The organism is Nocardia sp. NPDC058114, assembly GCF_042884695.1.
Taxonomy (GTDB): Bacteria; Actinomycetota; Actinomycetes; order Mycobacteriales; family Mycobacteriaceae; genus Nocardia.
Map to the genome: position 1 here is coordinate 36,685 of NZ_JBHVTK010000019.1, position 20,212 is coordinate 56,896.

Sequence of the window (20,212 nt, forward strand, 5' to 3'; positions counted from 1 at the left end):
GTCAGGCCAGCAATCCGGTCAGCGTACGGGTGCAGGCGGGTTTGCGCAGCTTGATCATGGCTTTCGCCTCGATTTGGCGCGCCCGTTCGCGGGAGAAGCCGAGCGCCGAACCCACCTCCTCCAGCGTGCGGCCCTCGCCGCGGTCGAGGCCGAAACGCAGTCGGATGACGGCGGATTCGCGCTCGGTGAGCCCCGCCAGGGCCGCCTCCACATAGCCCCCGAGCATCCGAGCCGCGACCACATCCGCCGGTGTGGGCGTGGTGTCGGGCAACAGTGAGCCCAGATCGGTGTCCTCGCCGACGGGCGCGTGCAGCGACACCGGCTCGGCTTCGTGCCGCAGCACCGCCGCTACCTGCGCGACGGTGAGGTCGGCGCTCGCGGCCAGTTCCTCGGTGGTGGCCGCGCGCCCCAGTTGATGCGCCAGCTCGCGCCGCACCCGGATCACCCGATGCAGGACATCGGCCACATTCGAGGGCAGCCGGATCGTGCGCCCCTGATCGGTGAGCGCGCGCCCGATCGACTGCCGGATCCAGAACGTCGCGTAGGTGGAGAGCTTGAGGCCGCGCTCGTGGTCGAATTTCTCCACCGCGCGCATCAGCCCCAGCGTGCCCTCCTGGATCAGATCGAGCAGCGACATCCCGGTGTTGGTCGGGAACCGGCGCGCGATGGAGACGACCAGGCGCAGATTCGCCCGCACCATGTGATCTTTCGCGCGCAGTCCGTCGAGTTCGGTGCGGCGCAACAGTTCTCGTCGTGCGGCGGTGAGTTCGGCACCGGCCGCATCGATCTCGGCCCGCGCGGTCGCGCCCGCGGCGATCCGCGCACCGAGGGCGTATTCCTGTTCGGCGGTCAGCAGGGGAGTGCGTCCGATGGCGGTCAGGTAGTCGCGAATGGGATCGGCGGTGACGGTGGTGGTCAAGAGAACTCCCGTTCGATGTGGGGCTGGTGACCGGTGGGGTGAGGCAGCCCCACCGGTCGGGTTACGCGGGGAACACAGTGACTACTTGCCGGGAATCCGGATCGGGCGGCGCACGGCCGTCGACCGGGTCTGCGCGCCGCGAATGGCCGAGCCCGTTCCACGTCGTCGTGGGGTCGGGAAAGGCGCTTCGGCGCGGCGTGCCGCCCGGGGCCGGCCGGGCAGGGGGAGGGGTTGCGGCGTGGTCGTGATCTCGCGGACCGCGTCGTCGAGTGAACTTCGCATCGTCGTGAATCGGGCCATATCGGCTGCTCCTTCGGTGGTGGAACGGGTGTCGAGGGGCTCGGCGGCGATATCGGGTCCGTGCGGCATGCGCTGTCTCCTTCGATCGTGTCGCTTGCGGCGACGGGCATAAACTTAGAACGAACCTAAAAATATGTCAAGAACAAATTTAGGACGAGTTCAGATATGCTGGTGGCATGACGACGCAGCAGGGCCTCAGGGCCAGGAAGAAGCAGCAGACCAGGGAGCAGATCTCGGACCGGGCGACCGAGCTGTTCCTGGCTCGCGGATTCGACCAGGTGACCATCGCCGAGGTGGCCGCGGCCGCCGATGTATCGAAGATGACGGTCACCAACTACTTCCCCCGCAAGGAAGACCTGGCACTCGACCTCGGCGAGATCTACATCGATCAACTCGCGTCGATCGTTCGGGAACGCGCGCCCGGCCAGTCGGCACTGGCCGCGCTGCGTCACGCTTGCCTGGCGGCCATCGCGGCGCAAGACCAGCTCATCGGCTTCAGCGGCGAGCCGTTCGCCAGGATGATCGCCGACAGTCCCGCGCTGACTGCGCGCGGGCGCGATTTGCACGACGCCCGTCAACTGGCACTGGCCGACGTACTCGCCGCCGAGACAGGTGCCGCGCCCGAGGACATCACCCCGCGCGTCGCCGCGGCCCAGATCGCCGGCGTGCAACGGGTGCTGTTCAACGAGATCATGCGCCGCACCCTGGAAGGCGAATCCAACGCCGAGATCGCCGCCGCGCTGACCCGTGATGCCGAGATCGCGTTCGACACGCTCGAACCCGGCTTGGGAAACTACGCCGTCCGCTGAGCGATCGGTGGCGATTGCTGCCGTGTCACTGAGCTCCCGTGCGGGACCTGAAAGCCCATACTGAGGCATGCCGGATGGTGTTGCTGTGGACAAGCCCGTCGAGCCGATGAGTAAGGCGAAGATCAACATTGTCTTCGCGACGGTGGTGCTCGGCATGCTCATGGCCGCCCTCGACCAGACCATCGTGTCGGCGGCGCTGCCCTCGATCGTCGCCGACCTCGGCAGCGCCGGGCACATGGCCTGGGTGGTGACCGCGTATCTGCTCGCCGAGGCCGTCGCGACCGCGCTCGCGGGCAAGCTCGGCGACCTGTTCGGCCGCAAACTGCTGTTCCAGATCAGCGGCATCATCTTCATCGCAGGCTCGGCGCTGGCCGGCGTCGCGGGCGGCATGGGTGTGCTGATCGTGGCGCGCGGAATCCAGGGCGTCGGCGCGGGCGGGCTGATGGTCACCTCGATGGCCCTGATCGCCGACACCATTCCGCTGCGCGAACGCGGCAAGTATCAGGGCGCCCTCGGCGCGGTGTTCGGCGTGACCACCGTCGTCGGGCCAACTCTGGGCGGGTTGTTCACCGACCACGCGAGCTGGCGCTGGTGTTTCTACGTGAATGTGCCGATCGCGATCATCATGGTGGTGATGGCGGCGCGCACGCTGCCGCACCTGCGCGCGGTCACCCGGCCGGTGATCGACTACCTCGGCATCGGTCTGATCGCGCTCGGTGTGTCGTCGCTGATCCTCGGGCTCGAGTTCGGTGGTAGCGAATATCCGTGGGGCTCTTGGCAGATCATCGGTTTGTTCGTGCTCGCCGCCGTGCTGATCACCGGGTTCGTGCTGGTGGAGAACCGCGCGAAGGAGCCGATGCTGCCGATGCGGTTGTTCAGCAGCCGCGTGTTCACCGTGTCGTCGGTGCTCAGTTTCATCGTCGGTTTCGCGATGCTCGGTTCGATGACCTATCTGCCCGCCTATCTGCAATATGTCGACGGGGCGACGGCGACGATCTCCGGCGTCCGCACCCTGCCGCTGGTGGTCGGACTGTTCGTCACGTCGGTTTTCTCCGGTCAGGTCGTCGGCAAGACCGGGCAGTACCGGTACTTCCCGGTCGTCGGCATGGCGGTGATGGCGGTCGGCCTCGCCCTGATGTCGACGATGGGCCGTGGCACCAGCGTGTGGCTGGAATCGCTGTACATGCTGATCCTGGGTGCCGGGCTCGGCCTGTCGATGCAGGTACTCACCATCGTCGTGCAGAACACCGTGCCCTACGCCGATCTGGGCACCGCCACCTCGGGGGTCACCTTCTTCCGCACCCTGGGCAGCGCGTTCGGCACCGCGGTCTTCGGCACGCTGTACAACAGCAAGATCGAGTCCGCGCTGGCGCAGGCATTGCAGCAGGCCCCCGGTATCTCACCGGAGGTGGCGGCGAATCCGAAACTGTTGCGCGAGTTACCGCTCGCGCAATCGGAGCCGATCATCGACGCGTACGCGAGTTCGATCGACTACGTGTTCCGCTGGGTCGTTCCGGTGGCGCTGGTCGGTTTCGTCGTCGCCTGGTTCCTGCCGCAGGTGCGGTTGCGCGACAGCGCTCGCCACGGCGCGGGCGACGTCGGCGAGGGCTTCTCGGTACCCGATTCGCACGACCGGGTGGTGCAGCTGGAGCGCTCGGTCGCCACGACGGTGCGCAAGGCCAGGGCGGAGAAACCGCTCATCCCCGAGCTCATCGCCGCTTCGGGCAGCACGCTGAGCCCGGACTCGGCGTGGGCGCTGGGACAGGTGTACCTGTACTCCAAGGAGGAGGTGCCCGCCACGGTGTATGCCATCGCCTACCGGCACCGGCTGCCGGTGGAGGTGCTGTCGCCGGTTTTTCGCCAGGCCGTCGACGCGGGTCTGCTGCACGACGACGGGGGCACCCTGTCGCTGACCGCCGACGGCGGCACCGAGGTCGACAAGCTGCGCGCCGGCTGGCGCCGCTGGCTCGGTGACCGCCTCGACGACTGGAATTCCGAGGATCCGGTCGACCGCGCGCTGCTCGACGAGGCGCTGTCGAAGATCGCGGCCAAGCTGCTCGACCAGGGCGCTGATAGCAGGGAGGTATCGAAAGTCTGATGTCGGTTGTCCACTCCACTGAACGAACCTTGCCGCCAAATACTCGTGGACGTATATTCGTAGACGAGTAAGGAGGCGGTCATGGCGACCAAGCGCAAAGTGAACAACCTGCTGGCGCTCGCCGTGCTCTCGGTGATCGTGCAGCGCCCGATGCACCGCTACGAGATCGCCGCCACCCTGCGCGCCCACGGCAAAGACCGCGACATGGACATCAAATGGGGCTCGCTCTACACCGTCGTGCAGAACATGGAGAAGGCCGGATTCCTCGAGGTCATCGGCAGCGAACGCGACGGCGCGCGCCCCGAGCGGGTGATCTATCGGATCACCGACGCCGGTCGTGCCGAGATGGCGGACTGGACCCGCGAACTGCTCGCCGCACCCGAGCCCGAACACCACCGCTTCACCGCGGGTCTGTCGATTCTGGCGGTGCTGCCGCCGGATGAGGTGATCGTCCTGCTCGGTACGCGCATCGCGACGCTGGAGCGAATCATCGAGACCACCAGGGCCGAACTCGGCGAGCTGACGCTGCCCCGGTTGTTCCTCGTCGAATCCGAATTCGGCCTGGCGATGCTGGAAGCCGAGGCGAACTGGGCGCGTTCCCTGCGTGACGAGCTGGCCGCGGGCACCTTCGAAGGCCTCGAACTCTGGCGGCAGTGGCATGTCGACGGCATGCCCACCGAACAGATCCCCGAACTCGGTGAGAGGGGGAACAACTAGCTCGACCCCGAAGACCCCGGACCCGGTGGCGTGCGGCAACACCCCACCGAGCCCGAGATACCGTCCCGCAACCAGGCGCACCCGGCCACGAGGTGAGGCAACCACAGGATAGCTGGGTGACGCCGACATCAGATCTGGAGATCACCCATGTCCACCACCCGTTCCGCATTGGTCATCGGCGGCGGCATCGCCGGACCCGTCGCCGCCACCGCCCTGCACAAGGCAGGCATCCAGGCCCACGTGTACGAGGCCTACTCCGGTCCCTCCGAGGGCATCGGCTCCGGGCTCGCGCTGGCGCCCAACGGTGTCGCGGCACTCGACATCATCGGCGCCGGTGACGCGGTGCGCGAGATCGCCCTGCCGGTCGCGCAGATGCGACTGCGCGTCAGCGGCCGCGAACACGTCATGCCGGTGCTGGCCGACCAGCCCCCGCTGCAGGCCGTCGACCGCGGCGAATTGCACCGCACCCTGCACGATCACGCGGTCGCCGCGGGCGTGCCGTTCAGCTACGACAAGCGATTGACCCACGTCGACGAACACCCCGACGGCGTCACCGCGCACTTCACCGACGGATCCACCGCCACCGCCGATGTGCTCGTCGGCGCGGACGGAATCCGGTCCACCGTGCGGGGTCTGATCGATCCGGCCGCACCGGGACCCGACTACACCGGCATGCTCGGCTTCGGCGCCATGGTCGACTGCGACCTCGACCTGCCCGACGACACCATGGTGTTCGCCTTCGGCGCCAGGGCCTACTACCTGTACTGGAAGCATGCCGACGGCCGCGTGACGTGGGGCGCGAATCTTCCCAGCAAGCAGTACCTTTCGCTCACCGAAGCCCGCGCTGTCGCTCCCGAACACTGGCTCGAGGTGCTACGCGAGACCTACGCAGCCGACTCGCCCGGTGCCGAATTCGCCCGCCGCACCACGGCGCAGAACCTCGAGGTCACCGGTGCCCTGCACATCATGCCGCCGGTGCCGCACTGGTATCGCGATCGCATGGTGCTGGTGGGCGACTCGGTGCACGCTCCGTCGAACAGCTCCGGACAGGGCGCGTCACTGGCGATCGAGAGCGGCGTGCAGCTGGCGCGGTGCCTGCGCGATATCGCCTCGCCCACCGAGGCTTTCGCTGTCTACGAGCAGCTGCGCCGGGCCCGGGTGGAGGGGATCGCGGCGCGCGCGGCGAAGATCAACCACAGCAAGACGCCGGGCCCGATCGCCCGCAAGGTGATGAACGCGGTGATGCCGCTCATGGTCAAAACGGTGATGAACCCGGAGAAGACGATGGGTACCGAACGTCGATACCGCATCGACTGGGACGCGCCGGTCCGGGATGAACTCGCCACTGCCGCAGGCTGATCCGGCCGCCCTCGGTTGTCGCACTGCGGCGATCGAGGGCGCACCGGGTACTCGCCCGACGGCGCGATCAGCGACGGGTCGAGCGCAGCGCGAGAATGCGCGCGGTCTCCGCGTCGGCGGGCAGGAACGCCTCGAGGTGAAGTTCGGCGAGGGTGACATCGGTGGCGGTCGCGAACGAGGTGAGAGTGGTGATCAGACGGAGGTCGCCGTCTGGGGTACGCAGGTGCAGGGGGACGGCGAAGCCGACGTGGTCGGGCCCTGGGCGCGGCGCGGGGAGGTAGCCCGCCAGTTCGGCGATGAGTTGGTCGAGGGCTGGATCGGGCGTGTGGGCGGCGCGGTTTCGCAACGAATCCATGATGTGCCTGCCCCAGTCCGGCAGGTTGCGTACGCGCGGGGCGACGCCGTCGGGGTGCAGGGCCAACCGCAGGATGTTGATCGGCGCGACCAGCAGTTCCGGGGACACGTCCTCGGTGAACAGGTCGAAGGCGGCATTGGCCGTGACGAGTTCGCCGCGCGGGCGAGCGACCAGCGCCGGATACGGTAGATGCCCGTCCAGCACGGCGGTGATCGCCGCACGAACGGGCGCCAATTCCGGAGCCGCCAGATCACTTTCGGGGAAGACGGGTGCGAACCCCGCGGCCAGTAGCAAGGTGTTGCGGTCGCGCAGGGACAGCTCGAGCGATTCGGCCAGCCGCACCACCATCGTGCGTCCCGGTTGCGATCTGCCCTGCTCGAGGAAGCTCAGATAGCGCTGGCTGGTCTCGGCCCGGATCGCCAGGTCGAGCTGGCTGACCCGGCGCCGGGTGCGCCAGTGACGCAGTTGGGGGCCGAATCCGGTCGATGGCGGAGCAGCGGTCATGAATGGAGTGAACCGCGTCGACGGCCGCCACCATTCCCGCCGGGAATCATCCTCCGGCGCCACCTCGCAGAACCGATCGGTCGATGCGGCACCGATCCCGACCGGCACCTGCCCATACCCTCCGGGGAATCGCGCGGTGACGCCATCACCGACAGAGTTGTCCCATGCCTGACAACGACATCCACCCTGATCACGCCGTCGCCTACCACCTCGGCGGTGGTCTCACCCGGTCCGCGCAGCAGCGGCCGGAACCGGGCCCGCACCAGGTCCTGATCCGGGTCCGCGCCGCGTCGGTGAACCGCCGCGATCTGATGCTGATGGACGGCACCTACCCGCTGCCCGCTACCGCGGGCATCATCCCGCTCTCCGATGGTGTCGGCGAGGTGATCGCGCTCGGCCCCGGAGTGACCCGCGCGGGAATCGGCGACCGGATCACCGCGAGTTACTTCGTCCATTGGGTCGACGGTCCGCAAACCCTCGCCACCGCCGCCGAACAGTACGGCGCGAACTACGACGGATTTCTCGCCACCTACGCGCTCGTCGAAGAGGATTCGATCGTGCACGTGCCCGCCCATCTCACCGACGCGGAGGCGGCGACCCTGAGTTGCGCGGGCCTGGTCGCCTGGTCGGCGCTCACCACACCGGGCCCGCCCGCTCCGGGTGCGCGCGTGCTCACCGTCGGTAGCGGCGCGGTGGCGCTGTACGCCATCCAGTTCGCGAAAATCCTCGGCGCCGAGGTCATCTCGATCACCTCCAGCCGGGCGAAGGCAGACCGGTTGCGCGCGCTGGGCGCCGACACGGTGATCGACCGCACCGTGACCGGGAACTGGGGTGACGCGGTGATGGAGATGACCGGGACCGGTGCCGAGCACATCGTCGACGCGGTCGGCCTGCCCACGCTCGAACAATCGGTGCGTGCGGGCGCGTACAACTCGACGGTGACGATGATCGGCGCGATGGCGCCCACGCCGGGAGCAACGCTGCCGGACAATCCGTTCGGCTCCTCCTACCTGGCCATCCGGCGCATCGCCGTCGGCAGCCGAGCCGGTTTCGAAGCGATGAACCGCGCGATCACGAAGCATCGTCTGCGCCCGGTGATCGACCGCGCATTCGATTTCGACGCCGCCGCCGAGGCCTACGACTACCTGCGCTCGGGCGCCTCGTTCGGCAAGGTGGTGATCGCGGTGGGTTGAGCGCGCCGCACGCGGGTGAACGCGGTGACGCACAGGACCAGCCACAGCAACCCGATGATCCAGCCCGCGAGCACATCGGTGGTCCAGTGGACGCCCAGATAGATGCGCGACAACCCGACGGCGGCGGGAAAGGCGACAGCGAACACCGTGGCGATCACCCGAACCCAGTGCCTGCGCAGCCGCGGGATCACCACGAGCGCCACGATGCCGACGACCACCGTGGAGCCGAGCGTGTGCCCCGACGGATAGGACAGGCTGGGCTCGAAGACCAGCCGCGACGCCTCGGGCGGCCGCTGGCGGCCGACCAGCCGTTTGATCACCCACACCAGCACGCCCGCACCCAGCGAGGTGACGGCGACCAGGGCGGCGACCGGCAGGTTGCGCCGCAGGAGGAAGATCCCGACGGTGAGCGACGCCAGAATCGTCATCGACAGCGTGTCGCCGAGGTCGGTGATCACCGTGGCGATGCTGGTGAGCGGCTCGCCGCGGTGCGCGATCATCCAGTCGAGCACCGCGGTGTCCATCCGGCTGATGCCGCTGGTGACCTCCCAGGTGAGGGCGGTGATCAGCACCGCCGCGGTCGCGATGAGCGCGACCACGCGCGGCGTCCGGCGGCACAGCGCGGACCAGGCGACCTCGGTGGGCGGTGGTTGTCGATAGGCAGTCGGCATAGCTACCAGATTGCCAGCTCGCGCCTCAGGCTTCGAAGACCACCGTGTTTCCCGCGACGTCGCGGGTGCCCGCGTCCTTCTTGATCGCCTTCACCAGGTCGGCGACGCAGTCCCAGGTGCGCGGCGGCTCGCACTCGATATTGCCGATCGTGTACCAGGTATCGGTGCCGCGATAGCGGACGAGGCCCTTGCCCGCGTCGTCGAGCATGACATCGAGCTCGCCGGACACCGTCCCTTCCTCTTCGGTCATGACGGCGCTCTCGGCGGTGATCTCGATGGGCTCGCTTATTTGAACTCTCCTCGGCGGAGGCAGTCATCGACTGCGGTGCGCAACGCGGTGTGCTCGGCGGTATCAACGGTCAAGGCGTATTTTACCTTCACCTTGACGTAGTGCTCGACATAGGCACACCGGAAGTTGCCGGGCGGCAAGTAGTTCGCGGGGTCCTGATCGCCCTTGGAACGATTCGCCGACGGGTCGGCGGCGACCAGGTTCATCGAGTCGTTGGCGATGCGGCGACGGGTGTCCTCGTCGCGGTCGGCCGCGCCCGATCGCCATGCTTCGGCAAGGGCCACAATGTGTTCGGCGTCGACCTTGGACGGATCGGTGATGAACTTGTACGGCCCGAGTTCACCGGTCTTCTTGTCGATGAAGCCGTAGTGGTCCTGCCAGCCGCCACCGGCCGCCACCTTCAGGTCGCAGGTCTTGGCGTCGAGGGTGACCTTGCCGTTGGCGTCGCGCAGCATCATCACTTCGCGGCTGGTGCATTTCGTGTACTGCGCCAGGTCGCCGGTGAAACCGTGCTCGGGCTTGTTGGTGTCCCAGTGCGGGAACTTCTCGCGCGTGTAGCCCGTCATCGGGCCTTCCTTCGCGACGACGAGAGTGGCGACCAGATCGCCGACTTCCTTGCCCGACACCGTCGCCGCGCCCGCGGAACCCGGACCGGGCGCGGTCGGACTCACCTTGTCCAGGAACGTGTTCGCGAGGGTGACCACCACGGCGATAACCGCCGCCGCGGCGAGGGCGAGCAGGGCTCGACCCAGGGGAGAACCGCTGATCGAAGACCACTTCATGCCCGTACCACCCAGATGCTCCGTCGAAAAATGAACCGGCACAACCTAACGGCCGCGCCGGGTGTCGTCAGTGATTGTCCGCTATGAGGTTCCGCACAGCACAGCGCGAACTGATTGCGGCTCAATAGCGTTCATCTATCGACGGAGGTGACCGGCGGCGCCGAAGTGCAAACCCATAGTGATGGAGATCACAATCGATCAGTCGGGCAGTGATCCCGTTTCGGGCGGAATGCCGGTGTCCAGGAACCGGATCAGGCGTGCGATGCGCGCGGCATGGTCGACGCAGCGCTGGAATTGGCTGCCGAGCAACGCCATATCGATCGCGGCTTCGGTGCTCACGTCGGCTTCGGTGAGGGCGGTGCGCAATTGCTTGCACAGCGTATCCATCGCCTCGACATCGGCGCTGCCCCCGGCGGCGAACCGCCCGCTCGCCACCGACGCGCTCACCCGCGCCACGCACCCGGCCGCGAGCGTGCCCATCGACACGAGTTCGGCGATCACCGGTGCGGGCGCGACCGCGGCCGGATGGGCCCGATAGACGTACTGCCCAGCGGTTTCGGTGCGCCGACCGATCCGCGACAGCTCACCGGCCACCTGAATCGCGGTCACCACATGACGCAGATCGCGCGCCACCGGCGCCTGCAGCGCGAGCAGCGCCATGGTGCGGGATTCGCAGGCGGCGAACATCAGCTGTAGCTGCTCGTCGAGCGCGAACACCTCGTAGGTGGCCGCGAGGTCGGCGCCGGCCAGCGCCTGGGTAACCCGCTCGGTCGCGTCATGGGCGACGCGCGACATCAGGGTGAGGTCGTTGGCCAAAGCGACGAGCTCGAGGGTGAACTGGGTCCGCACGCGCTGAATTGTTCCCCATCGAGGGGGTGTGAGTGAATCCATCGCCGAGATCCGTGCGGTGACGATTCCGGGTGTGCCCGGCCGTAGCTGGAAGGATGGGGGTCATGATTGCCGCGTTGACGACTAAATGGACCCTGTACGTGCCCATCCTCGCCGCGCTCGTGCTCGTACTCAGCTGGGGGCGTTCCGTACCGGGATTGATCGTCGCGCTGGTGAGTGTCGCGCTGGTCGGCGCGGTGCTCTCGGCGGTCTATCACGCGGAGATCGTGGCCCACCGGGTGGGCGAACCCTATGGCTCGCTGGTCCTCGCGGTGGCGGTGACCGTGATCGAGGTGGCGCTGATCGTCACGATGATGATCTCCGGCGGCGACAAGGCGGCCTCGCTCGCTCGCGACACCGTGTTCGCCGCGGTGATGATCACCTGCAACGGCATCTTCGGCCTGGTGCTGCTGGTCGGCGCACTGCGCAGACGGGTGGCGGTGTTCAACGCGGAAGGTACCGGTGCCGCCCTGGCCACCGTCGCGACCCTGGCCACGCTGAGTCTGGTGTTGCCGACCTTCACCACCAGCGCGCCGGGTCCGGAGTTCTCGCCCGCGCAGCTCGCCTTCGCCGCGGTCGCCTCGCTGGCGCTCTATGGGCTGTTCGTGATGGTGCAGACGGTGCGTCACCCCGACGACTTCCTGCCGGTGGAGGACGGCGGCGCGGTCGACGACAGCGACACCCACAGCCACGCGCCGTCCAACAAGATCGCGTTGATCAGTCTCGGGATGCTGGTACTCGCCCTGGTGTGCGTGGTCGGCTTGGCCAAGGTGGTCTCGCCCGCGCTCGAATCGGCGGTGGCCTCGGCCGGATTGCCGCAGTCGGCGGTGGGTGTGGTGATCGCGATGCTGGTGCTGTTGCCCGAGACGATCGCCGCGGTGAACTCCGCGCGCCGCAATCAGGTGCAGATCGGTTTGAACCTGGCACTCGGCTCGGCGATGGCCAGTATCGGTCTGACCATCCCGGTGATCGCGATCGCGACCATCTGGTTGAGCGGGCCGCTGGTGCTGGGTCTGGGCGCCACGCAGATGGTGCTGCTCGCGCTGACCGTCGTGGTGAGCACGCTGACGATCGTCCCCGGCCGCGCGACCCTGCTGCACAGTGGTGTTCACCTGGGGTTGTTCGCGGCGTTTGTGTTCCTGGCCGCAAGTCCGTAGCTGGGGTGTTGCGGATCACAGGGCAGGTCGACCTGTCATGGAAACCGCGGAAAAGCGACGAGGGTCACCCACTGGAAATTTTGTTGTGACGCAGAGTACCGGTTAGCTTGCTGGAGTTGGCACCGACGCCGAAGCCAGAGAGTGCGGTATGAAAATCACCAAGCCCCGTGCTTCACGAGCGGCCCGGAGGCATCTCTGATGTCTACCGATCTGCACTCCGCGAAGCCGGATTCCGCTACCCAGATCGTCCGCAAGAACTTCACCGACACCGTCGTGTCGTCGCTGCGGACCTTCGGGCGGGCGGTAGATCTCGCACAGCAATCGGTCGGCGGCTCGTTCTCCGACATCGCCCGCAGGCAGTTCCAGTGGCGGGAGACCCTCGTGCAGGCCTGGCGCCTGATCACGGTCACCGCCATTCCCGCGATCCTGATGGCGATCCCGTTCGGCGTGATCGTCTCGGTCCAGGTCGGCAACCTGATCCACAGCCTCGGCGCCGACTCCATGCTCGGCGCCACCGGCGGCCTCGGCGTGATCAAGCAGGGCGCGCCCATCGCCACCGGCTTCCTACTCGGTGGCGCGGGCGCGGCGGCGATCGCGGCCGACCTCGGCGCGCGCACCATCCGCGAGGAGATCGACGCGCTCAACACCATGGGCATCAACCCGGTGCACCGGCTCGTCATCCCGCGCCTGGCGGCCATGCTGCTCGTCGCCCCGATGCTCAATGTGCTGATCATCTTCGTCGGCGTGCTGGCCGGGTACGCGGTCGCCGTCGGCGGTCAGGGCGTGACCCCGGGTAGTTACTGGTCGACGTTCGGTTCGTTCGCGACCGCCGGTGACGTGTGGGTCTCGCTGCTCAAGGCGCTGATCTTCGGCTTCCTGGTCGTGATCATCTCCTGCCAGCGCGGACTGGAGGCCAAGGGCGGACCGCGCGGTGTGGCCGACGCGGTGAACGCGGCGGTGGTGCTCTCGGTGGTCTCGATCGCGATCGTGAACCTCCTCGCAAGCCAGATCAGTGCCATGTTCCTGCCGACGAAGTTGGCGTGATGGCTGCCTCGTCGTACATCCCCACCTCGCTGCACTGGCTGCGCAAGCCCGCCCGCATCGGCAAGCGGATCGTCACCGCCGGTGAATCGCTCGGCTTCGTCGCGGTGTTCGTCTGGCAGGTGCTGTCCTCGGTGCCGCTGACGCTGCGCCGCTACCGGGACGAGACGCTGCGCGCGGTCACCGATATGACCTGGGGACGCGGGTCGATCATCGTCGGCGGCGGCACCGTTCCGATGATGATCGTGCTCGGCCTGGTGATGGGCGCCTCGGTGGGCGTCGAATCGTTCGCCTCACTCGACATGCTCGGCATGGGTCCGGTCACCGGCGTGATCTCGGCCTACGCGACCACCCGTGAGCTGGCCCCGATCGCGGCGGCCATCGGCTTTGCCGCCCAGGCCGGTTGCCGGATCACCGCCGAGATCGGCGCGATGCGCATCTCCGAGGAGATCGATGCGATCGAGGCGCTCGGCCTGCGTTCGGTGCCCTACGTCGTCACCACCCGGGTGATCGCCGGCGCCATCGCCATCGTGCCGACCTTCCTGATCGCGCTGATCCTGGCCTACGGCGCCTGCCGTGGGCTGCTCACGATGGTCTACGGGCAGTCGGCCGGTGTGTACGACCACTACTTCTTCCAGTTCATCTCCGGCTTCGACATGATCGCCGCGGTGATCAAGGTGGCCGTGTTCGGCACGGTGGTGATCCTGGTGCACGCCTACTTCGGGTTCTTCGCCACCGGCGGCCCCGAGGGGGTCGGCATCGCCTCCGGTCGCGCGGTGCGCGCCAGCTCGGTGGCCATCATCGCCATCGACATGGTCCTCACGATCATGCTCTGGGGCTTCAACTCGGCGATCAGTTTTACGGGGTGAACTAGATGCCTAACTATGGAATGCCCGGCGTCGCGGCCGATCGGCGCACGTCGCGGCTGACCGGCGTGATCATCCTGTCGGTGATCGCGGCGATCGCACTGGCCTACGTCACCTACTCGAATCTGCGGACCGAAGACGGTCTGCGCATCGCGTTGCACACCGAACACCTCGGTGACGGCATCAGCGCGGGCAGCCAGGTCCGCGTCGACGGCGTGACGGTCGGCGAGGTCGCCGAGGTGACCCCCGGCGCGCGTGGCACCCAGCAGATCGCGCTGCTGCTCGACACCGAGCGACTGGTCGGCATAGACGACAGCCTCGCGATCGACTACGCCCCGACCAACCTGTTCGGCATCGCCGAGATCGAATTGCGCCGTGGCGCGGGCGGTTCGCCGCTGCGCGAAGGTGCGGTCCTCGACCTCACCGGCACGAACAACGACCGGGTCTACGACGCGACGATGAGCGCCATCCTGCGCAGCCTCTCGCAGGTCGGCATGACCGTGACCAGCCCGCAGATGGCCACCGTCATCTCCCAGCTGGCCGCCGACTTCAAGGCCTTCACTCCGCTGGTCCAGGCGCTGATCACGGTCTCCAAGACCCTCGCCGACAACCAGGACGTGATGCCGTCGGAGCTGTTCGGCAAGCTCGGCCCCGCCTTCGACGGCGGCGGTGAGTTCGCGGGCGCCACTATGAAGGTGATCGACCAGCTCAGCGACATCCGAGTGACCCAGGTCGACAAGGAGCGCTACGACATCGGCGTCGGGGTGATCGGCGGCGGCATCCTGCCCGCGCTGAGCACCACCCTGAGCACCGCGGGCGGGCACTTCGCCGAGACCACGGACATGCTCGCACCGATGCTGCTCGCGCTGGCGCAGATGTCGCCGAACCCGCGCCGGACCGGTGCCGATCTCACCGCGCTGCTGCAGAACCTGCGCGGCGCGATGCCCGACGGCCCGAACGGCCCTGTCCTGAATCTCGACGTCGAGCTCAGCGGTGTCCCCGGCATCGCGGTGCCGCTGTTCGGAAAGGCCGGTGGGCGATGAAGATTCGCGGAACCGCACTGCGCCTCGGCGTCTTCAGCCTGGTGATGATCGCCATCCTCGGCATGGTGTTCACCCTGATCAAGCGCCCGGTCGACGGCGACACCAACGCCCATGACGCACTGTTCACCGACGCCAACGGCCTCAAGGTCGGCAACGACGTGCGGATGTTCGGCGTGCAGGTGGGCAAGATCGAGAAGATCAGCCTCGAAGGCGACAAGGCCAAGGTCGCGATCACGGTCAAGACCGACACTCCGATCTACGACAACTCCAAGCTGGCGATCCGCTACCAGAACCTCACCGGCCAGCGCTATATCGACCTGCAGCAGGCGCCGAACCCGGGCAGGACCATCGCGGCAGGGGCACGGATCGGCGCCAACATGACCGTCCCGTCGTTCGATGTGACGAGTCTGTTCAGCGGCCTCAAGCCGGTGCTCGCCACGCTGTCGCCCGAAGCGATCAACCAGTTCACCGCGAGCATGCTCGCCGTGATCGAGGGCGACGGCACCGGCCTCGGACCCGCGCTCACCGCGATCGATCAGCTCGCGAGCTATGCCGATGACCGTCAGCAGGTGATCAGCACCCTGATCCACAACCTGTCGGAGCTGTCCGAGCGTCACGGCGGCAAGGTCGGGCACCTGGTGCCGCTGCTGGCCCGGCTCACCGACATCTTCGAGGCGATGCAGCGCAATATCGGCGGTGTCGCGCAGTTCGCGATGACCGCGCCCTCGGTGCTGGCGCCGGTGGACCGGTTGCTCGCCTCGCTGGGCCTGGTCGAGGGCGGCGGCGCCGATGTCGACGCGATGATCCGCGCGCTGTTCCCGAATCCACAGGAAGCCGTCGAGGTGTTCGGCAAGCTCCCCGGTCTGCTGGCCACGGTCGACGCCTCGCTCGCGCGCGGTTTCGCCGACTTCACGCCGCACTGCAGCAACGGCGCCGCCGAGGTGCCCGCGCCGCTGCAGGTGCTGATCGCCGGACAGAAGGTCACCGTATGCAACCGCTGAAGAAGCTCGCCGCGCTGTTCGGCGGCGATCGCCCGATCCCCGATGAAGCGGGCAAACTCGCACGGGAACTGCGGATGGGGATCATCGGCCTGAGCCTGGTCGTGCTGTTCATCATCGCCGCGGGCGTGGTGTACGTGGTGCCGCTGGGCAAGCACACCTACACCGCCGAGCTCAGCGAAGCGCAGTCGGTGCGCGAGGGCGACGACGTGCGCCTGGCCGGCATCTCGGTGGGCAGCGTCACCTCGCTGGAACTGAAGCCCGACAAAGTGCTCATGCGGTTCACCGTGAAAAACGATGTCTTCGTGGGTGATCAGACGTCCCTGGATGTTCGCATGCTCACCGTGGTCGGCGGTCACTACGTGGCGCTTTACCCCGCGGGTTCGAAGCCGCTGGGGGACAAGGCGATTCCCACTGATCGAATCCGCCTGCCCTACAGCCTGATCGAAACCTTCCAGGACGCGACCGCGCCGCTGGCCGCCGTCGACGGCGACACCGTGCGCAACAACCTGGCCGCCGCGAACTCCGCGATCGCGACCTCGCCGGAAGCGTTGCGCACCACGCTCGACACCGTCGGCAAGTACGTCGACATGCTCGACCGTCAGCGCAGTCAGGTGTCGAAGTCGATCGCGGTCGTCGACGAGTACATCACCATGTACGACGGCGCCAAGGCGGATCTGGGCAGGCTGATGGACAACGTCAACATGCTCGAAGACGTGCTGCTGAGCAAGCGGGCCGAAATGGCCGAAGCGGTTCGGTTGCTCACCTCGGTGGTGAATCGCCTCGCGGGACTGGCCCCGACCTGGGACTCCACCCTGAAGCCGCAGGTGCAGGCGCTGGCCGACGCGTTGCCGCGGCTCGGGGAACTCAGCAGTCAGCTCGAGCCCGTCATCGGCACAGTCGGTGCGCTGCAGACCAGGTTGTCGCAGCTGACGACCCCCGAGGCCGGTGTGGTCGTCGACCAGTCGAGCGCCCGCGTGTGCGTACCGCTGCCCGGGAAGGCGTGCTGATGCTGAAACGACTACTCGGATCCCAGGCGTTCATGTCGATCGCCGGCGTCGCGGTGCTCGTGGCGCTGGTCGCGGGCGGCTACTTCGTCGCCTTCGATCCGCTGAAGAAGACCGAATCCTATTGCGCGCTCATGCCCGACGCGATCGGCCTCTACCCGGGTAACCACGTCACCATGCGCGGCATGGATGTCGGCCAGGTGACCGCGGTGCGCAACGAGGGCGCCAAGGTCCGTGTCGAGTTCGAGGTCGACGCCGAATTCGATGTCAACTCCGACGCTTCCGCCACCACCGTCGCGTATTCGGTGGCGGCGGACCGCAATCTGGCGGTGCTCACCACCGGCAAGACCGCGCCGCCGCTCGCGGGCGGCTGCATCACCAAAACGCTGACACCCAAGAGCATCACCGAAACGCTCACGGCGCTGGCCAGCCTGTCCGACGAACTCTCCGGCGGTGCCGCGGGTGCGCCGAGTGCGCTGTCGGACGGCCTGTCCTCGCTCAACCGCGCCACCGAGGGCACCGGCCCGACGGTCAACGAACTCATCCACAAGCTCGGTTCGGCGATGAACAAGCCCGACGCCGACATCGGCCATCTCGCCAGTCTTTTCGACGCGTTCGCCTCGGTCTCGAACCGGGTCTCCGCGAACTGGGGCGACCTGCAGACGATGCTGGTCCGGCTGGCCCCGCTGCTCAACATGGCCTCCGACGACCTGCTCGGCCCGGCCACCTCGCTGTTCGACGGTCTCGGCGAGCTGTTGCCGATACTCAACGATGTCGCCGTCATTCTCGGTGATCCGTTGATCGGCGCGCTCGACGACGTGGTCCCGCTGGTGAAGTTGTTGCGCGCCAACGTCGGATCGCTCAGCGAGATCGTGGCGAAGATGCCCGCGCTCGCCTCCGCCTTCCGCAGCGCTACCGATCCCGCGGGCGGCACCGCGATCACCTACGCGCCGCCGAAGGTCGCCTTGCCCGTCGGTGACGCAGACCAGGTGTGCGGCGCGGTGAACGAGCTGATTCCGGGGCAGTGCCCCGACCCGGCGCAGGGACTGGCCGATGTGAATCTCGTGCAGGTTGTGCTGGGAATGGCAGGTGCTCGATGAACACCCGAAAGATGTTGCGCCGCAGTGTGGTCGCACTCGTCGTCGCGGCCGGACTCGCGGTGGGTGGCTGTGGTTTCGACCCCGCCGAAGTGCCCGTCCCCGGCTCGACCGTCAGCGGTTCGACCTACCGTGTGCAGATCGAGTTCAGCAGCGCGCTGAACCTGCCCGCGAAGTCGAAGGTGATCGCCAACGGCGCCGAGATCGGCATCGTCGACGGTGTGCGGGTGGTCCAGCCCGCCGACGCGCCCGCGGGCCGTGGCGGTTACGTCATCGTCGAGGCCGACATCCTCGACACCGTGCAGTTGCCGGCGAAGTCCATCGCCGAACTGCGCCAGGACACCATCCTCGGCGACATCCATCTCTCGCTCACCACTCCGAAGGACGGCTTCGGCGACCTGCTGCGCGACGGCGGCACCATCCCGATCGAGCGCACGAAACCGCCTGTGCAACTGGAAGACACGATGGCCACCATGGCTCTGTTCGTGCAGGGCGGTGCGATCGGTCAGCTGCAGGAGATGCTCGGCCGGATCAACTCGGTGATGCCACCCGATCCCAAGGAAACCGCGCGCATCTCGGCGGTGATGGGCGCCGACGCCGCCGACCTGGCAGCCCATCTCGACCAGGTCGACCTGCTGGTCAACGGGCTGAGCCGCAATGCGGCGATCCTGCACGACGACACCGAGCAAGCGCTGACCAGCATCCTCACGCCCGAGGCTGTCGCCTCGCTGACGGGCACCCAGGATTCGATCGCCAAGACGATGAAGATCTTCGACGCGCTCGGCCCGGTGGGTTCCTCGCTCACCTGGCTGGCCCCGATCGCGAGCTCCGGTGACGCCGCCGCGACCGCGTTCCTGCCGCTGGCCACCGGCGGTTCGGCCGACCTGCGCTCCTCGACGAACATGGCGCTGCTCACCGCGCTGTTGCGCGACAAGATCATTCCCTTCGTCGAGAACGGCCCGAAGGTGAACGTCACCGGCGTCCAGGTGTCCGAGGAAGACCAGGTGGCGCAGATCGTCACCGCGCTGCGGATGATCGGAATGGTGCGATGAAGATCGGTGCACTGGCCTCCCTCGGCGGCATCGCCGCCATCACGGTGCTCGGCGCGAGCTACCTGACCTTCGGAGTGGTGCGCGTCGACCCGTTCGCCGACTACACCGCGGCCTCGATCGAGATCGCGAATTCCGGTGGCCTCAGTGTCGGTTCGCCGATCCTGCTGACCGGTATCGAGATCGGTGAGGTCACCGGCGTCGACACCTCGGCGAGCGGTCGGGTGCAGGTCGGCTTCCGGTTCGGCGCCGACCACAAGGTGCCGATGAGCAGCGTCGTCACCATCGAGCACCTGTCCTCCCTCGGTGAGCCGTACGTGCAGTTCGTGCCGCGTGACGCGAACGGTCCCTATCTCACCGACGGGCAGCGACTGTCCGGGGAGAACGTGCGCACTCCGATGTCGATCCCCGAGGTCGCGCGGCTGGTCACCAAGACCGTCGAGCAGCTCGATCCCGCGGTCGTCGGATCCCTGGTCGACACCCTCGGCACGGCGATGGTCGGCACCGAGAATGTCGTCCCCGAGCTGGCAAGGGCGGGCGACCTGCTCGCCGCGGCCCTCATGAGCCGCGCACCGGCGATCGGCGAGTTGCAGAACAACTTCGAGTACGTTTCCGGCGACATCGGCTGGGCCGGGCCGGCCACCTCGGCCGCCGCGCCCGCCTTCATCCGGTTGAGCCAGGTGATCGACCAGTTCGTCGAATCGGTCGGCCGGGCCACCGAAGGCGATCCGCAGATGCACCTGCGCGAGGGTGGTCTGGTGCCGTTGCTCGAGCAGCTCAGCGCCAAGCTGAACGAGCTCGGCCCCGAGCTCTCCGCCCTGCTGCCCGGACTGCGCCCGCTCACCGAATCGGTGACCGCGGCCGCTCCGCAGCTCGATCTGAGCGCACTGATCGCGCAGGCTCTGCACAACACCGACGCCGACGCGGTGAAGGTGCGGGTCGCGATCAAGTAAACATCTGGCAACCATCGGATATAGGTATCTGCCCTGGCCAGTGGTTGTGCCGTCGACCGGAGCGATCTGTGAGCAACCGTACGGTAGCGTGACCGAACGAGGGGAGACCTGGTCCGC

21 protein-coding genes are annotated in these 20,212 nt (G+C 67.6%); 14 read left to right on the forward strand and 7 right to left on the reverse strand.

What is annotated here, in order from left to right:
- Nucleotide 1: 1 nt before the first annotated feature.
- Together ACFVVI_RS34705 and ACFVVI_RS34710 are read right to left on the reverse strand one after the other, a co-directional pair.
- Nucleotides 2-919 (reverse strand): RNA polymerase sigma factor RpoD/SigA, encoded by a 918-nt coding sequence (locus ACFVVI_RS34705; protein WP_387449109.1) that lies wholly within the window; start codon nt 917-919, stop codon nt 2-4.
- Between the two features lie 81 nt (nt 920-1,000).
- Nucleotides 1,001-1,288: a hypothetical protein gene (locus tag ACFVVI_RS34710; protein WP_387449111.1), complete on the reverse strand. Its 288-nt coding sequence runs from the start codon at nt 1,286-1,288 to the stop codon at nt 1,001-1,003.
- Between the two features lie 107 nt (nt 1,289-1,395).
- Here ACFVVI_RS34710 and ACFVVI_RS34715 point away from each other — a divergent pair, with 107 nt between their 5' ends.
- The 4 genes from ACFVVI_RS34715 to ACFVVI_RS34730 all read left to right on the forward strand — a co-directional run bounded on the left by ACFVVI_RS34715 (nt 1,396) and on the right by ACFVVI_RS34730 (nt 6,202).
- Nucleotides 1,396-2,028: a TetR/AcrR family transcriptional regulator gene (locus ACFVVI_RS34715; protein ID WP_378996655.1), complete on the forward strand. Its 633-nt coding sequence runs from the start codon at nt 1,396-1,398 to the stop codon at nt 2,026-2,028.
- A gap of 106 nt (nt 2,029-2,134) precedes the next feature.
- The gene (locus ACFVVI_RS34720) at nt 2,135-4,126 is read left to right on the forward strand and encodes an MDR family MFS transporter (RefSeq protein ID WP_387449154.1); all 1,992 of its coding nucleotides are present in this window, start codon (nt 2,135-2,137) and stop codon (nt 4,124-4,126) included.
- A gap of 81 nt (nt 4,127-4,207) precedes the next feature.
- Nucleotides 4,208-4,843, forward strand: a complete 636-nt coding sequence (locus ACFVVI_RS34725) for a PadR family transcriptional regulator (protein ID WP_378996653.1) — start codon at nt 4,208-4,210, stop codon at nt 4,841-4,843.
- Nucleotides 4,844-4,990: 147 nt separating this feature from the next.
- Complete coding sequence (locus ACFVVI_RS34730; RefSeq protein WP_378996651.1) at nt 4,991-6,202, forward strand: FAD-dependent oxidoreductase; 1,212 nt, start codon at nt 4,991-4,993, stop codon at nt 6,200-6,202.
- 67 nt (nt 6,203-6,269) lie between these two features.
- On the opposite strand, the gene ACFVVI_RS34735 is transcribed toward ACFVVI_RS34730, so the two are convergent.
- Nucleotides 6,270-7,061 carry a helix-turn-helix domain-containing protein gene (locus ACFVVI_RS34735; protein WP_387449115.1) on the reverse strand — a complete coding sequence of 264 codons (792 nt, stop codon included), beginning with the start codon at nt 7,059-7,061 and terminating at the stop codon, nt 6,270-6,272.
- 164 nt (nt 7,062-7,225) lie between these two features.
- Between ACFVVI_RS34735 and ACFVVI_RS34740 the strand changes: the two genes are divergently transcribed.
- Nucleotides 7,226-8,254, forward strand: a complete 1,029-nt coding sequence (locus ACFVVI_RS34740; protein ID WP_387449118.1) for an NAD(P)-dependent alcohol dehydrogenase — start codon at nt 7,226-7,228, stop codon at nt 8,252-8,254.
- On the opposite strand, the gene ACFVVI_RS34745 is transcribed toward ACFVVI_RS34740, so the two are convergent.
- From ACFVVI_RS34745 to ACFVVI_RS34760, 4 genes are all read right to left on the reverse strand, one after another.
- The gene (locus ACFVVI_RS34745; protein WP_378996645.1) at nt 8,203-8,925 is read right to left on the reverse strand and encodes a phosphatase PAP2 family protein; all 723 of its coding nucleotides are present in this window, start codon (nt 8,923-8,925) and stop codon (nt 8,203-8,205) included. The two genes, ACFVVI_RS34740 and ACFVVI_RS34745, sit on opposite strands and share 52 nt — an antisense overlap.
- 25 nt (nt 8,926-8,950) lie before the next feature.
- Nucleotides 8,951-9,175: a hypothetical protein gene (locus ACFVVI_RS34750; RefSeq protein ID WP_378996643.1), complete on the reverse strand. Its 225-nt coding sequence runs from the start codon at nt 9,173-9,175 to the stop codon at nt 8,951-8,953.
- 35 nt (nt 9,176-9,210) lie between these two features.
- Nucleotides 9,211-9,996, reverse strand: a complete 786-nt coding sequence (locus tag ACFVVI_RS34755; RefSeq protein WP_378996641.1) for an HNH endonuclease family protein — start codon at nt 9,994-9,996, stop codon at nt 9,211-9,213.
- A 198-nt stretch (nt 9,997-10,194) separates the two neighbouring features.
- Nucleotides 10,195-10,845, reverse strand: a complete 651-nt coding sequence (locus ACFVVI_RS34760) for a phosphate uptake regulator PhoU (protein ID WP_387449121.1) — start codon at nt 10,843-10,845, stop codon at nt 10,195-10,197.
- A gap of 104 nt (nt 10,846-10,949) precedes the next feature.
- On the opposite strand from ACFVVI_RS34760, the gene ACFVVI_RS34765 reads away from it, so the two are divergent.
- From ACFVVI_RS34765 to ACFVVI_RS34805, 9 genes are all read left to right on the forward strand, one after another.
- Nucleotides 10,950-12,041: a calcium:proton antiporter gene (locus ACFVVI_RS34765; RefSeq protein WP_378996637.1), complete on the forward strand. Its 1,092-nt coding sequence runs from the start codon at nt 10,950-10,952 to the stop codon at nt 12,039-12,041.
- 198 nt (nt 12,042-12,239) lie between these two features.
- Nucleotides 12,240-13,085 (forward strand): MlaE family ABC transporter permease, encoded by an 846-nt coding sequence (locus tag ACFVVI_RS34770; RefSeq protein WP_378996636.1) that lies wholly within the window; start codon nt 12,240-12,242, stop codon nt 13,083-13,085.
- On the forward strand, nt 13,085-13,951 hold the full coding sequence (locus ACFVVI_RS34775; protein WP_328659724.1) for an ABC transporter permease: 867 nt from the start codon (nt 13,085-13,087) through the stop codon (nt 13,949-13,951). Before ACFVVI_RS34770 ends, ACFVVI_RS34775 begins: the two co-directional genes overlap by 1 nt.
- A gap of 5 nt (nt 13,952-13,956) precedes the next feature.
- Nucleotides 13,957-14,991 (forward strand): MlaD family protein, encoded by a 1,035-nt coding sequence (locus tag ACFVVI_RS34780; protein WP_378996633.1) that lies wholly within the window; start codon nt 13,957-13,959, stop codon nt 14,989-14,991.
- On the forward strand, nt 14,988-15,992 hold the full coding sequence (locus ACFVVI_RS34785; protein ID WP_387449127.1) for an MlaD family protein: 1,005 nt from the start codon (nt 14,988-14,990) through the stop codon (nt 15,990-15,992). The genes ACFVVI_RS34780 and ACFVVI_RS34785 overlap by 4 nt, the downstream gene beginning before the upstream one ends.
- Entirely contained in the window at nt 15,980-16,999 is a 1,020-nt protein-coding gene (locus ACFVVI_RS34790; protein WP_379312043.1) for an MlaD family protein, read from the forward strand. The genes ACFVVI_RS34785 and ACFVVI_RS34790 overlap by 13 nt, the downstream gene beginning before the upstream one ends.
- Nucleotides 16,999-18,096, forward strand: a complete 1,098-nt coding sequence (locus ACFVVI_RS34795; RefSeq protein ID WP_387449130.1) for an MlaD family protein — start codon at nt 16,999-17,001, stop codon at nt 18,094-18,096. The genes ACFVVI_RS34790 and ACFVVI_RS34795 overlap by 1 nt, the downstream gene beginning before the upstream one ends.
- The gene (locus ACFVVI_RS34800; RefSeq protein ID WP_387449133.1) at nt 18,093-19,145 is read left to right on the forward strand and encodes an MlaD family protein; all 1,053 of its coding nucleotides are present in this window, start codon (nt 18,093-18,095) and stop codon (nt 19,143-19,145) included. The genes ACFVVI_RS34795 and ACFVVI_RS34800 overlap by 4 nt, the downstream gene beginning before the upstream one ends.
- Nucleotides 19,142-20,095 carry an MlaD family protein gene (locus ACFVVI_RS34805; RefSeq protein WP_378996623.1) on the forward strand — a complete coding sequence of 318 codons (954 nt, stop codon included), beginning with the start codon at nt 19,142-19,144 and terminating at the stop codon, nt 20,093-20,095. The genes ACFVVI_RS34800 and ACFVVI_RS34805 overlap by 4 nt, the downstream gene beginning before the upstream one ends.
- Nucleotides 20,096-20,212 lie beyond the last annotated feature (117 nt).